Here is a 12,419-nt window from a genome sequence, read left to right as displayed (position 1 = left end):
GCACGCTGCAGCGCGTCCGGACACGAGAGTGACGCCTTTACCGTGGCGACGTGAACGGAATGATCATCGGAACGCGGCGGCAATAGGCGCCATAGGCGTCCTCGCCGAGCTCCTTCGAGAGGAACACCTCTTCCATCCGGCCCTTCTGCCACATGCCGAGCGAGATCAGGATCGCGCCGAGGATCGTCGTCACCAGGCCGATCGCAACGCCGGTCACCAGCATGCCGAAGATCAGGCCGGTGTAGATCGGGTGACGGACGATGCCGTAGGGGCCGGTGTCGATGACGCGGTGGTCTTCCTTGTGGGTGATGGTGTTGGACCAGAATTTTCCGAGATGCAGCCGCCCCCACCATGCGAAAGCAATGCCGGCGACCGAGAGGACCGCGGCGATGGTGATGCCGGCGCTGCCGAGCACCCAAAGCGGCTTCCAGCCCATGACCTCCGCAATGAATGGCGTGTACAGGATGCCGCCGACGAGGATCGGCAGGCTATAGCGCTGCGACTCCAGCGTCATGACCTGCTTCTTGGTCCGCCCCTGCCAGAACGAGGCGCCCACCCAGCTCGCGAGAAAGGCGAGCCAGATCAGGGCAAGGAGTTCGGTCGGCCAGGTCGTGGTCCAGCCACCCCAGGCGACCGACAGAAGCTTGCTGAAATCGAAAGACATGAAGGTTCTTTGCGTTTGGGCGGCGGCTTCAGCTCGCGCGCGAGGAGAGCGCGTGATGCTTGAGGGCCCCGGAGGGCTGCTGGCCGCCGCGGGCGAGCAGATGGGTGATGGTTTCGCGCAAGACCGGCTCGATCGGACGCGGCGAATAGCCGAGCTCGTTACGGGCCTTGCCGATCGAAAGATCGCTCGCTGCGAGTGCGATCCGCACGCCCTCGGCGGTGCCGTTGGGCGGCCGGCGCGTGATGTGGTCGGCGATGGATTCGAGCATGATCGCAGAGAGCTCGGCGATCTTGCCGGGTACGACGATCGGAAACTGCCGGCGGCCGCTCATCGCCGACATCATGCGCAGGATGTCGCCGAGCGGGACGCAGTCGCCGCCGAGGATGTAGCGCTGCCCGAGGCGGCCGCGTTCCATGGTCAGCACGAGGCCCATGGCGACGTCGCGGACGTCGACCAGGTTGACCAGGAAGTTGAGATGCGGCTGCACCTTCTTCTGCAGGAAGTACCAGAGCATCGCGGTCGGCGGTGTCAGATTATGGTCGGCAGCGCCGATCGGCATGGTCGGCGTGCCGATCACCAGCGGAAAGCCCGCTTCTGCCGCCTTGGCGGCATGATGCTCGGCGAGCGATTTCGAGCGCGTGTAGGCGCCGGGCATCGCCTCGGCCGGCTGCAGCGCCTCTTCGGCGGGAACGCCCTTGAGGTCGGAATAGGGGAACAGGATCGATTCCGTCGAGCAGTGCAGGAAGCGCGAGACGCCCCGCTTCATTGCCGCTGCGAGCACGATTTCGGTGCCGCGGCAATTGACCTCGTGGAAGTCCTGCTTGTTGGCGACCCACATGCCGGGCAGGCCGGCGAGGTGATAGACCTGATCGACACCGGCGATCGCCGCATCGACCGCGGCGCAGTCCAGCACCGAGCCGAGGACGTGCTCGACGTCCGCGTTCGCCGCGGTCGGCGCACGGACATCGAGAACGCGGACCCGCTGCCCACGGGCGCGGAGCGCTTCTACGAGGTGATGTCCGATGAAGCCACTGCCACCGGTAACCAGGACGAGAGCCATGCAGAAGGTTGCTGTTTTGCTTCGAGCGTTATCGGGTTGAAAGGGAATTGGCCGGAAGAGGCGCCAGAATCGCGGCAAGGTCGCGACGGAAGCCCAATGCAATGAACAATTTCGCCATGACGAACATCGGTCCAAGCAAAAGATGCGAGGGAAAAGTGAACAGCGAGGCCTCGCGCCCCTCAAAAACCTTATGGCCGATGGCCTGCGCGGCGAGGCCGAGCGCCACCAGCGTCGCGAAAATCGCCCACATCGTCGCGGTGCTGACTTGCGCCGCAATGGTCGTCGCAACCGAAAACAGCACGACGGAGACGGCCAGAATGCCGAGCCCGAGCGCCGCGTCGAGCAGCAGCCAGTAAATCAAGACCGGCACGGCCAGGACCACCGCCAGGCTGACGTTGAATCCGAACAGCGGAAGCTTGACCAGCGTCAGCGGCAGCACGGCGCCGGTGAACAGCAGCAGGATGCCGACCACATGCATCGCCGTGTTCCGGGGATCGCGATGGTACTCGACATACACGGCAAGTTGGCGCTGGAAAAAGCCACCCATTTCGGTCTCATGCAGCACGGGGTCGGGAAGGGCGAACAGAGGCTATAGCACTGGACCGGGCGGTGCACAAACCGGCACTTTTGTCGCGCGAAACCGTGTGCGCGCGCCCGGGACAGGCTGCAAAATAGCCCGCACTTCAAGGGGTTCCGTCAACCGCGGAGCCGCCTTCGCTCAGCGCTTCTTGGCGGGCTTTTTCGCCGCAGGCGCAGGGGCCGCAGCCGGATGCGGCGCCTCCTCCGGCAGCTTGGCATAGGTCAGGATCTGCAACTGGCCGTTGACGGCGGAGGTCGGCTTGGCCCGGTCGAGGAATTGCTCCTCGCCGAGGCCGATCGGATGCAGCCGCTTGGTCGAGATCTTGAAGGTGTTCACCAGCACGTCGCGGATCGCATCGGCCCGGCGCTGGCTCAGGATCGCATTGGCCTCGCGTGTCTTCGAATTGGATTCGACGTGGCCGACGATCAGGAAGGTGTAGGGCAGCAGCGAGGAGTGAACCAGCGCGTCCGCAATGCGGCCGACGGTCTGGTAGGACGCCGGCTGGATGATCGGCGTGTCGGCGTCGAACTGGATCTGCGCGTTGAAGGCGGGCAGCTTGGCAAGCTCCGGCGCGATCAGCGGCCGATTCACCGGACCCGGGTCGTTCTTGATCCTGGTCTTGGCGCGCTCCATCACCTGCTGCTTCAGCGCGGGCAGGTCGAGCTCGGCGGCCTCCTCGAAATGGTTCAGCTTGCCGACGATGTCGTCGCGGGTCGGTGCCGCCGTCTGCGCGCTTGCGGCGCCCGCGAGCAAAGCGAGGCCCAGCGCCAAGCTCAGTCCTGCGGTGGCGAGCCCGTTCGCGCGCATCAGCGGTACCCCGCGTCGTCGACGGCCTTCAGGCAGTTGTTGCTGATGCCCTTCGGCGTCGAGACCAGGCAGGGGACCGACTTGCTGGTCTCCTTGGTCGAGCCGCCGCAGACCTTGACGATCTCGCGCTGGCAGGCGTTCGCCACAGTGACGCGCGCGGCGACGCGCTTCTGGATGGCATCGAACACGCCGAGATAGTCGCTCGCGCATTGCGGCGTGAGGACGTCGCGGTTGCGCGACAGGCATTCCTTCAGGCGGGTCGAGTCCGGGTTGACGCCGCGGCAATTGGCGACGATTTCCGCGCCGCAGCTCGCCGCCAGCTTCCCGATCGAATCGCCAAAGCTCATGGTCTCCGCCGCCGAAAGCGACGGCATCCCCAATGCAAGCACGATCAATGTGATGGAGCCCCGGACCATGGCTTTATCTGATACGGGGAAGTTCGCAGTGGTCAAGGGGCGTTCGGGCGAGAACTGTCGAGAGTTGCGCCAGTGCGGCGAACAGTCCTCACTCCATGGCCTCGCTGACGGGAGGCCATTCGATCAGGACGGCCGTGTGGTTCCTGACGTCCTCGGCAAACTCAGGGTCGGCCTCGAGCTCGGCCAGCGTTCTCGGCGGGGGAAGCTGGCGACCGTCCGCGATCAGCTCCTGCGCATAGAATGCGAGCGCCTCGGGCGCATTCTCAAGGGCCTCCTCGACGTCATCGCCGCCGGAGATGCAGCCCGGCAGGTCGGGAAACCACAAGCTGATGACGTCCGGGTCTGCGTCCTCGATGATGGCAACGTACTGAGCCATATCGGGCCTCACGCCCGCTGCACAAAGCTGTCCACGACCTTTTTCTCGCCGGCCTTGTCGAAGGCGATGGTGAGCTTGTTGCCGTCGATCTTGGTGACGCGGCCGTAGCCGAATTTCTGATGGAAGACGCGGTCTTCCAGCGAGAATTCGGACGTCGTGCCGGTGGATTTGGCGACCAGCTCGCCCTCGATGGTCAGGGGTCCGCGGCGGCGCGAGGAGAAGCTGCCGAAATCGGGGCCCGATGACGAGGAGGACGAGAACGTTGCGGCGTCTTCCTCGAAGCCGCCGGTGCGGCCGCCGCCGCGATTCCGGTTCGCCTGCGCGCGCTGCCAGCCCGGCGTCGAATAGCTGGAGCCGAACGCCTCCATGTCGTCGAAGCGAGAGGCGCCGTAGCCGCCGCTGCCGCCCCATCCGGAGCCGCCCTTGGATTCCGTGATCTCGACATTGGCCGCCGGTAATTCGTCGAGGAAGCGCGACGGGATCGTGGTCGACCAAGTGCCATGGATCCGGCGATTGGTCGCGAAATAGATCTTTGCGCGGCGGCGGGCGCGGGTCAGGCCGACATGGCCGAGCCGGCGCTCTTCTTCCAGGCCGGCTCGGCCCTGTTCGTCCAGGGTGCGCTGGCTCGGGAACAGGCCTTCCTCCCAGCCCGGCAGGAACACGTTGTCGAATTCGAGGCCCTTGGCCGAATGCAGCGTCATCAGCGACACCGCGTCGTCCTCGGCGCCGCCCTCGCGGTCCATCACCAGCGAGATGTGCTCCAGAAACCCTTGCAGGTTCTCGAACTCCTCCATCGAGCGCACGAGCTCTTTCAGGTTCTCGAGCCGGCCTGCGGCGTCGGCCGAGCGGTCCTTCTGCCACATCTCGGTATAGCCGCTCTCGTCGAGCACGATCTGGGCGAGATCGGTGTGCGCGGTGACCTCGCGCTGGGTGCGCCAGCGGTCGAACTGCGCAATGAGATCGCGAAGCGAGCCGCGCGCCTTCGGCTTCAGCTCGTCGGTCTCGACCACGGCGCGCGCCGCCTCGAACAGGGGAATGCGGCGCTTGCGGGCGTGGTCGTGCAGCATCTGCACGGTGGCGTCGCCAAGCCCGCGCTTCGGCGTATTGACGATACGCTCGAAAGCGAGATCGTCGGCCGGCGAATTGATGACGCGCAAGTACGCCAGCGCGTCGCGGATCTCCGCGCGCTCATAGAAGCGCGGGCCGCCGATGACGCGGTAGGGCAGCCCGAGCGTGACGAAGCGGTCTTCGAATTCGCGCATCTGGTAGGAGGCGCGCACGAGAATGGCGATCTCGTTGAGCTTCTCGCCCTGGCGCTGCAGCTGCTCGATCTCCTCGCCGATGCCGCGGGCTTCCTCTTCCGAATCCCACGAGCCCGTGACGGTGACCTTCTCGCCGTCCTGATCCTCAGTGCGCAGCGTCTTGCCGAGCCGGCCTTCATTGTGTGCGATCAGATGCGAGGCGGCGGCGAGGATGTGACCCGTCGATCGATAATTGCGCTCGAGACGAATGACCTTGGCGCCGGGGAAATCGTGCTCGAAACGTAGGATGTTGTCGACCTCGGCGCCGCGCCAGCCATAGATCGACTGGTCGTCGTCACCGACGCAGCAGATGTTTTTGGTGGGGGCCGCAGAAGCCGCCAGTGCCGCGCGCTCCGTCATTCCGGGGCGATGCGCAGCATCGAACCCGGAATCCCGGGCTGAGGACTCATCTCCGGATTCCGGATTCGCGTCTTCGACGCGCTCCGGAATGACGGCTTGTGCAGCGGGCTTCGCCGGCGCCTGCGACAAGAGCCGCAGCCACAGATATTGCGCGACGTTCGTATCCTGGTACTCGTCGACCAGGATGAACTTGAAGCGCTGCTGGTACTGCCTGAGGATATCCGGGTGCTCGCGGAAGATGCGGATGTTCTCCAGCAGGAGATCGCCGAAATCGGCCGCGTTCAGGATCTTCAGCCGCTCCTGATAGCTCGCATAGAGCTTGCCGCCCTTGCCGTTGGCGAACATCGCGGCCTCGCCCGACGGGACCTGCGAGGGCATCAGGCCGCGGTTCTTCCAGCCGTCGATCAGGCCGGCCAGCATCCGCGCCGGCCAGCGTTTCTCGTCGATGTTGTCGGCCTGGAGCAGCTGCTTGAGCAGCCGGACCTGGTCGTCGACGTCGAGCACGGTGAAGTTCGACTTGAGCTGTGCCAGCTCGGCATGGACGCGAAGGATGCGGCCGCCGATGGAGTGGAAGGTGCCGAGCCACGGCATGCCCTCCACGGCGTGGCCGAGCATCTGGCCGAGCCGGTGCTTCATCTCGCGCGCGGCCTTGTTGGTGAAGGTCACCGACAGGATCTCGGCCGGGCGGGCGCGGCCCTGGCTCAGGATGTGGGCGATGCGCGTCGTCAGGACGCGGGTCTTGCCGGTGCCGGCGCCGGCCAGCACCAGGACCGGGCCGTCCAACGTCTCCACCGCCTCGCGCTGCTCCGGATTGAGCCCGGCGAGGTATTTCGGGCCCACCGAGGCGCGCGCACGCGCGGCGATGCCGCCGGCTGCGGGCTGGTGGTCGGGTACGGCTGTGATCTTGCTCGGCTCTGTCATGCGAATCATCGGCCCCACGATGGCACCGCGGGGTGGTGGAAGGGAGCCTTCTTAACAGGGATTGGTGCCTATATGGGGCGCCGGGCAGGGTTTTCCACGTGCGCGGCCCGCCGATTTGTTCCAGCACGGGCCGCGAATTTCGCTCCCGCCGGGGCCGGAACCATCGTTCCCGCGTCGAGATTGTCAGGACAGGTGGCGCGGGCAGCCGCGTCGATCGCAGACAACATCAAGACGAGGGTTTGACCATGCTAGGCTGGGTTGTGACGTTTCTGGTTATCGCACTGATCGCCGGCATCCTGGGCTTCGGCGGCGTCGCCGGCGCTTCGATCGAGATCGCCAAGATCATCTTCTTCATCGCAGTCGTTCTGTTCCTGGTCTCGGCCGTCGTGGGCTTGGCCCGCGGTCGCAACAGGATATAGCCCGCCCGATCATGCACTAACGCTTCGAGGGCATCGCCACATTCCGGCCGATGCCCTCGGGACGCGTCAAGGCGCTGTGGGACTTGGCGACGCCAGCAATGCGCTGCTGGATGTCGGGCGGAAACGGCGCAACGCGCCGCGCCTTCATGTCCATATGCAGCGACATGTTTTCGGACGTCGCCGACAGCCAGCCCTCGGTGCCGTGCCTCATCTCCTCGAATGTGTGCAGCCGCTTGTCGTCGGCTTCCAGCAGCCACACCAGGATTTGCACGGGATCGCCGAGATGGATTTCGCGCAAATAGCGCACGTGGCACTCGGCGGTGAAGGTCGAGCCGTGGCGCTCTTTCTTGTAGACCGGGCCAATCCCGAGCTCGAGCCAGAACTCGTCGATCGCCCGGTCGAACATCACGTTGTAATAGGCCATATTGAGATGGCCGTTATAGTCGATCCATTGCGGCTCGATCTGCATGATCGAGGAGCGGAACGGCTCTGCGCTCGTTGTGGCGGCGGTCTCCGGCATGTGTCCTTCCCAAGCTATGCGTCCGGTCCCTTGACTTGACCGGTTATATGTCCTTTGCCACGGTCTCTTCTCGTCGGGAGGAATTCCGTGGGTACGACCATCACCAATAATCCGCCGCGGCCGGAGCCGAAAGCCCTCGCAAGCGCGCTGGAGCAGCTTGCCGCACGCTTCGGCAACCGCCTCATCACCTCGCAGGCCGTGCGCGAGCAGCACGGCCATACCACCACGTGGATTCCCAACCAGCCGCCGGACGGCGTGGTGATGGCGCAGGAGACCGCCGACATCCAGGACGTGGTGCGGATCTGCGCGAAGAACCGCGTGCCCGTGATCGCCTTCGGCACCGGCACCTCGCTGGAGGGCCAGATCAACGCGCCCGCCGGCGGCATCTCGATCGACCTGCGCGACATGAACAAGGTGCTTGCGGTGCACGCCGAGGACCTTGACTGCGTGATCCAGCCGGGCGTCACCCGCAAGGCGCTCAACGAGCATCTGCGCGACCAGGGCCTGTTCTTCCCGATCGATCCCGGCGCGGATGCTTCGCTCGGCGGCATGGCCTCGACCCGCGCCTCCGGCACCAATGCGGTGCGCTACGGCACCATGCGCGACAGCGTGCTGGCGCTGAAAGTGGTGCGCGGCGACGGCGAGATCATCACCACGGGCACGCGCGCCAAGAAATCGTCCGCGGGCTATGACCTGACGCATCTGTTCGTCGGAGCCGAAGGCACGCTCGGCATCATCTCGGAATTGACCATCCGCCTGCGCGGCATCCCCGAGACGATCGCGGCCGGTGCGGTGTCGTTCGAGACCGTGCACGGCGCCTGCCAGGCCGTCATCCTGGCGATCCAGACCGGTATTCCCGTGGCGCGCATCGAGCTGCTCAATGCCGCGCAGGTGAAAGCCTGCAACGCCTATTCCAAGCTGACGCTGCCGGAGACGCCGCTGCTCTTGATGGAATTCCACGGCAGCGAGATCGAGGTCGCCGAGCAGTCTAAGGCCTTCGGCGAGATCGCAAGGGAGTGCGGCGGCGGCGATTTCTCCTGGACCACCAAGCCGGAGGACCGCACCAAGCTTTGGCAGGCGCGGCACGACGCCTATTGGTCGGTGAAGGCGCTGCGGCCCGGCGACAGCATCGGCGTGGTCGCGACCGATGTCTGCGTGCCGATCTCGCGGCTCGCCGATTGCGTCAGCGAGACCGAGGAGGATCTCAAGCGCCTCAATTTGCTCTCGCCGATCGTCGGCCATGTCGGTGACGGCAATTTCCACTGCTCGCTGGTCTGCGACACCAACGATGCCGACGAGATGGCGCGCGGCGAGGAGTTCATGCATCGCCTGGTCGAACGCGCGCAGGCGATGGACGGCACCTGCACGGGCGAGCACGGCATCGGCCAGGGCAAGCAGAAATATCTCAAGGCCGAGCTCGGCCCCGAGGCGCTCGATGCGATGCGTGCGCTGAAGAAGGCGCTCGATCCGCTGAATATCTTCAACCCCGGCAAGATCGTGCCGGAGGCGTAGGGCCCGCGCGCCGGGCCGGGAACTTTCGGCAATGTCGCCGGTTCCAATTCCCGCCAAGTTCCGATGCCTCAATGGCAGGACTGTGCGCGGGAGGGTGCGATGGTGCGACCGGTCGTTGGAATTGCCGCAATGGCCTTCGCCTGCATGCTGGCGGGTGCGGCGCTGGCGAAGGGCGGACATGGAGGTGGACATGGCGGCGGCCACGGAGGCGGGCATGGCCATGGCCATCATGGCGGTGGTCACCATGGTGGTGGTCATCACGGCGGCGGCCATTTCCGTGGCCACGGCGGCGGGCATGCGCATGGCGGCGGGCATCATCGCGGGATGCGGTTCACAACCGGTGCCCGACGTGGCGGCCCGAGCTTCGGTCAGATCCGCAATGCCGCAATACGGCCGGCGAGCTTCCGCAACGCCTGGAACACCAGCGCATTCCGCAACGGCCGCCTGATCAGCAATCCGGCGGCCCGCGCGCAGATCGCCGCGGCGGCAGCACTCGCCGGTTGGGGCGGCGCAAGCAGCGGGTGGTGGCAACATCCGGGCGGCGGCTATGGCTGGGTCGGGCCGCTGTTCTGGCCGTTCGCTTACAATGATCTCTACGACTACACGATCTGGGGAGACGGGCTCGGCTTCTGGGGCTACGGCTATCCGGACATCTATGCCGGCATTTTCGGCCCTTACGGTTATGATCGCCTGTCGGCCTATGTGCCGCAGCAGCCGCAGGGACGGCGGCGGGCGCGCAGCGCGCCGCTCGATGAGCTCTGCGGCAGCGATCGCCGCGCCATTGTCGGCCTGCCGATCGATCAAATCGCAGCCACGGTGCAGCCGACGGATGCGCAAGGCGCCGCTCTCGATGCGCTCGGCAACGCCTCGGTCGACGCAGCAGCGTTGATCCGCACCTCCTGTCCGACACAGGCCGCAGCGACGGCGCCCGGCCGGCTCGCCGCCATGCAGCAGCGTGTGGAGGCGATGCAGAAGGCCGTCGAGCTGGTCCAGCCCGCGCTCGACACATTCTATGGTTCACTCAACGACGAGCAGAAGGCGCGCTTCAACGCGCTCGCCGACGATCAGCGTCGTGCCGCGGCATCGAACAATGCGGGCGGATCCTCGGTGCAGACTTGCAGCGCGTCTTCCGCGTTCGATTGGCCCGGCGCCACGATCGAGGACAGACTTCGTCCCAACGACACCCAGCGCGCGGCGCTCCAGGTGCTCCAGGACACCAGCGCCAAAGTCAGCGCATCGCTCAAGGCGGCCTGCGAGCCCAATGAGGTGATGACGCCGCCGGCCCGCATGGCCGCGATCCGCAAGCGCCTCGACGTCATGCTGGACGGGATCAAGTCGGTGCGGGCGGCGCTCGATGATTTCTACGCCACGCTGAACGACGAGCAGAAGGCGCAGTTCGAGGCGATCGGCCCGCGCCGCATGTCCTGAACGCCGCGAGCAATTGAAGACCACGGGTGGGGCAATGAGGTGGTTCGCGAGGCGAGAGCCGGCAGACGTCTGGGACGAGCCAGTCGGGGGGCCGATCGGCGATATCGAGGCCGCCGACCGGATCCGCAACATCTGCCAGGCGGCGCGAACGATCGCCGAGGCCGCCGGAGCTTCAGCACCGGCCAGCACGCGCGAGCGCTACGAACGCGCGGCCCGCACCGCGATGGAGATCGCGATGAAGATCTCCGACGATCTGATGCGCGACGACGCCGTGCGCCGCATCGTGGATCTCTGCATGAAGGCTGAGGACCTCAAGACGGCGCAGATCCTGTCGCGCGCGATCCAGGCAGGCTGGATTCGGGAAGCCGTGCTCCGGGATTACCCGACGCTGTCGCAATGAGTTCGGCTCGCGCGATTGGCGCGAGCCGAATGCTGCTTGTGCCGGACCGGCTCAGTATCTGCGGTACCCGCCATTGTGGTCTCCGCCGCGGCCGCCCATTCCCATGCCGAGGCCGATCCCTACGCCGATGCCGATGCCTTGCATCACAGCCTCCGGCGGCGGGCCGCGATCCGGCGGCGGCGCGCGCTCGTAGACCACTTGCTCGGACGGCCGTCGCTTGGGCGGCGTCTCGACCACCTTGCGCTTCGGCGGGGTCTCGTCGACGCGCTTCTTGATCACGGGCGGAACCGAGGGGTTGACCGGCGTTGCCGGGGTCGCGGGCGTCGAGCACGGGCAGGTCGGCGCCATCGCGACCGCGACGGGCGTCACCGCGGCGGCGACGGGCACGGCGTAGTTGCGGTTCTGCACGCGCAGCAGCAGCCGGCGCGCGGTTGCCGCGAGATCGCTATTGTCCCAGTTCGCCAGATAAGCTTCGAACGAGGCGCGGGTGTTGATGGCGGTGGCACGCTCCCACGCCAGCATCTGGCGACGCCGCTCCAGCACCGTACGCAGGCGCGGCGTGCGGGTGTCCTGGGCATACAGCTCGATATAGGCCTGATACGCCTCCGCGGTGTCCTCGGTGATCACGAGCTCATAGGCCACCGTGGCCGGCTTGCCCTGCAACGTCTTGCGCCAATCTTCGACGCTGCGCGTGCCGCTGGCGAGCGCCATCGCGTTCGCGCCGGGAAGCGCGGGCGTGCTGCCGCTGCTCTCGCCGAAGAACTTGAAGTCGGTGGTCAGCGAGGAGCTTTCCCATGGGATCTGCCGGCCGTCGGTCGATTGCGCCACGGCGACGCGGATGCGCTTGAACACTTCCTCGATCGGCAGGTTCGGCTGCTTGGCAATGGTCAGCGCGGCGGTGGTGTAGGGGCTGTCGATGCCGTTGCCGTCCTCGGCCTCGGCGCCGGGCGAGGTCGAGTAGGAGATGAAGGAGCCGGGCGCGCCGGCCTTGGTGTCGACGATCGCAAGACCGTGGCCGGCGCCGCTGAGCGCAGGGAACGGGTTGTTGCGGCAGGCGTCGAGCATGAAGATGCGCGCCCGCGTCGGCAGCGCGCCGAGCGTGTTGAGCAGGTCGTTCAGCCGCACGCCCTGCAGCGGGATGTCGGCCTCGCGCTTGGGGTCGAGATCGACGGGCACCAGATAGTTCTCGCCGTCGATCTGCAGGCCGTGGCCGGCATAGAACACCAGCGCGACGGTGTCGGCGCCGCTGGCACTGACCTTGCCGGCGAAGTCCGAGATCGCCGCGCGCATCTCGGACTGCGCCAGATTGGCTGCCGTGGTGACGGTGAAGCCGGCACTGCCGAGCAGCTCCGTCATGCCCTTGGCGTCGTTGGCGGCGTTCGGCAGCTCCGGCACGGTGCGATAGGCCGATTGGCCGATCACCAGAGCGAGCCGCGCTTCGGCGGCCGCTTCCGTCGGCGTCATCAACTGACTGAGTGCGAGAAGACCGGACGCAAGAAGCAAATTCGAAAACACTGGACGGCGCATGATGTCACCTCCAACGGCAATGCGCACGATGATGTCACCTTTTCTAAGCCCGCGCCACGCGGCCGTCTGTGCGCTGGATCACGCATGGGCCGCGGCAAAATGGGGCAGTCCGTCTGCCGGAGCTCGGG

Annotated in this window: 13 protein-coding genes; 4 read left to right on the top strand and 9 right to left on the bottom strand. The window is 66.3% G+C overall.

What is annotated here, in order from left to right:
- Nucleotides 1-37: 37 nt before the first annotated feature.
- The 7 genes from XI05_RS10825 to XI05_RS10795 all read right to left on the bottom strand — a co-directional run bounded on the left by XI05_RS10825 (nucleotide 38) and on the right by XI05_RS10795 (nucleotide 6,494).
- Nucleotides 38-664, bottom strand: coding sequence for a methyltransferase family protein (locus XI05_RS10825; protein ID WP_271501297.1), 627 nt, complete (start codon nucleotides 662-664; stop codon nucleotides 38-40).
- A gap of 28 nt (nucleotides 665-692) precedes the next feature.
- Nucleotides 693-1,724, bottom strand: coding sequence for an NAD-dependent epimerase/dehydratase family protein (locus tag XI05_RS10820; RefSeq protein ID WP_271501294.1), 1,032 nt, complete (start codon nucleotides 1,722-1,724; stop codon nucleotides 693-695).
- Between the two features lie 28 nt (nucleotides 1,725-1,752).
- Entirely contained in the window at nucleotides 1,753-2,271 is a 519-nt protein-coding gene (locus tag XI05_RS10815) for an Mpo1 family 2-hydroxy fatty acid dioxygenase (RefSeq protein WP_333939844.1), read from the bottom strand.
- 171 nt (nucleotides 2,272-2,442) lie between these two features.
- Entirely contained in the window at nucleotides 2,443-3,111 is a 669-nt protein-coding gene (locus XI05_RS10810; protein WP_271501285.1) for an OmpA family protein, read from the bottom strand.
- Complete coding sequence (locus tag XI05_RS10805; protein WP_271501282.1) at nucleotides 3,111-3,527, bottom strand: hypothetical protein; 417 nt, start codon at nucleotides 3,525-3,527, stop codon at nucleotides 3,111-3,113. The genes XI05_RS10810 and XI05_RS10805 overlap by 1 nt, the downstream gene beginning before the upstream one ends.
- Nucleotides 3,528-3,615: 88 nt before the next feature.
- On the bottom strand, nucleotides 3,616-3,903 hold the full coding sequence (locus tag XI05_RS10800; protein ID WP_271501280.1) for a type II toxin-antitoxin system HicB family antitoxin: 288 nt from the start codon (nucleotides 3,901-3,903) through the stop codon (nucleotides 3,616-3,618).
- A gap of 8 nt (nucleotides 3,904-3,911) precedes the next feature.
- Nucleotides 3,912-6,494: an ATP-dependent helicase gene (locus tag XI05_RS10795; RefSeq protein WP_271501278.1), complete on the bottom strand. Its 2,583-nt coding sequence runs from the start codon at nucleotides 6,492-6,494 to the stop codon at nucleotides 3,912-3,914.
- Between the two features lie 236 nt (nucleotides 6,495-6,730).
- On the opposite strand from XI05_RS10795, the gene XI05_RS10790 reads away from it, so the two are divergent.
- The gene (locus XI05_RS10790) at nucleotides 6,731-6,904 is read left to right on the top strand and encodes a DUF1328 domain-containing protein (RefSeq protein ID WP_036006471.1); all 174 of its coding nucleotides are present in this window, start codon (nucleotides 6,731-6,733) and stop codon (nucleotides 6,902-6,904) included.
- 16 nt (nucleotides 6,905-6,920) lie between these two features.
- Here XI05_RS10790 and XI05_RS10785 read toward each other — a convergent pair whose 3' ends face one another.
- Nucleotides 6,921-7,424: a thioesterase family protein gene (locus XI05_RS10785; RefSeq protein WP_271501275.1), complete on the bottom strand. Its 504-nt coding sequence runs from the start codon at nucleotides 7,422-7,424 to the stop codon at nucleotides 6,921-6,923.
- 87 nt (nucleotides 7,425-7,511) lie between these two features.
- On the opposite strand from XI05_RS10785, the gene XI05_RS10780 reads away from it, so the two are divergent.
- The 3 genes from XI05_RS10780 to XI05_RS10770 all read left to right on the top strand — a co-directional run bounded on the left by XI05_RS10780 (nucleotide 7,512) and on the right by XI05_RS10770 (nucleotide 10,764).
- Nucleotides 7,512-8,936 (top strand): FAD-binding oxidoreductase, encoded by a 1,425-nt coding sequence (locus XI05_RS10780; protein ID WP_271501271.1) that lies wholly within the window; start codon nucleotides 7,512-7,514, stop codon nucleotides 8,934-8,936.
- Nucleotides 8,937-9,035: 99 nt separating this feature from the next.
- Entirely contained in the window at nucleotides 9,036-10,364 is a 1,329-nt protein-coding gene (locus XI05_RS10775) for a Spy/CpxP family protein refolding chaperone (protein WP_271501268.1), read from the top strand.
- 34 nt (nucleotides 10,365-10,398) lie between these two features.
- The gene (locus tag XI05_RS10770; RefSeq protein WP_271501265.1) at nucleotides 10,399-10,764 is read left to right on the top strand and encodes a hypothetical protein; all 366 of its coding nucleotides are present in this window, start codon (nucleotides 10,399-10,401) and stop codon (nucleotides 10,762-10,764) included.
- Nucleotides 10,765-10,815: 51 nt separating this feature from the next.
- Here XI05_RS10770 and XI05_RS10765 read toward each other — a convergent pair whose 3' ends face one another.
- The gene (locus XI05_RS10765; protein WP_271501262.1) at nucleotides 10,816-12,291 is read right to left on the bottom strand and encodes a caspase family protein; all 1,476 of its coding nucleotides are present in this window, start codon (nucleotides 12,289-12,291) and stop codon (nucleotides 10,816-10,818) included.
- Between the last annotated feature and the right edge of the window lie 128 nt (nucleotides 12,292-12,419).

Source organism: Bradyrhizobium sp. CCBAU 11357 (assembly GCF_028128865.1).
Lineage (GTDB): Bacteria > Pseudomonadota > Alphaproteobacteria > Rhizobiales > Xanthobacteraceae > Bradyrhizobium.
Note: the sequence above shows the minus strand (reverse complement) of the source record. Positions and strands in the feature narration are given on the sequence as shown.

Excerpts from the sequence above, each read along its gene's own strand:
- XI05_RS10825 (WP_271501297.1), bottom strand. The coding sequence starts at position 664 with ATGTCTTTCGATTTCAGCAAGCTTCTGTCGGTCGCCTGGGGTGGCTGG.
- XI05_RS10820 (WP_271501294.1), bottom strand. The coding sequence starts at position 1,724 with ATGGCTCTCGTCCTGGTTACCGGTGGCAGTGGCTTCATCGGACATCAC.
- XI05_RS10815 (WP_333939844.1), bottom strand. The coding sequence starts at position 2,271 with ATGGGTGGCTTTTTCCAGCGCCAACTTGCCGTGTATGTCGAGTACCAT.
- XI05_RS10810 (WP_271501285.1), bottom strand. The coding sequence starts at position 3,111 with ATGCGCGCGAACGGGCTCGCCACCGCAGGACTGAGCTTGGCGCTGGGC.
- XI05_RS10805 (WP_271501282.1), bottom strand. The coding sequence starts at position 3,527 with ATGGTCCGGGGCTCCATCACATTGATCGTGCTTGCATTGGGGATGCCG.
- XI05_RS10800 (WP_271501280.1), bottom strand. The coding sequence starts at position 3,903 with ATGGCTCAGTACGTTGCCATCATCGAGGACGCAGACCCGGACGTCATC.
- XI05_RS10795 (WP_271501278.1), bottom strand. The coding sequence starts at position 6,494 with ATGATTCGCATGACAGAGCCGAGCAAGATCACAGCCGTACCCGACCAC.
- XI05_RS10790 (WP_036006471.1), top strand. The coding sequence starts at position 6,731 with ATGCTAGGCTGGGTTGTGACGTTTCTGGTTATCGCACTGATCGCCGGC.
- XI05_RS10785 (WP_271501275.1), bottom strand. The coding sequence starts at position 7,424 with ATGCCGGAGACCGCCGCCACAACGAGCGCAGAGCCGTTCCGCTCCTCG.
- XI05_RS10775 (WP_271501268.1), top strand. The coding sequence starts at position 9,036 with ATGGTGCGACCGGTCGTTGGAATTGCCGCAATGGCCTTCGCCTGCATG.
- XI05_RS10770 (WP_271501265.1), top strand. The coding sequence starts at position 10,399 with ATGAGGTGGTTCGCGAGGCGAGAGCCGGCAGACGTCTGGGACGAGCCA.
- XI05_RS10765 (WP_271501262.1), bottom strand. The coding sequence starts at position 12,291 with ATGCGCCGTCCAGTGTTTTCGAATTTGCTTCTTGCGTCCGGTCTTCTC.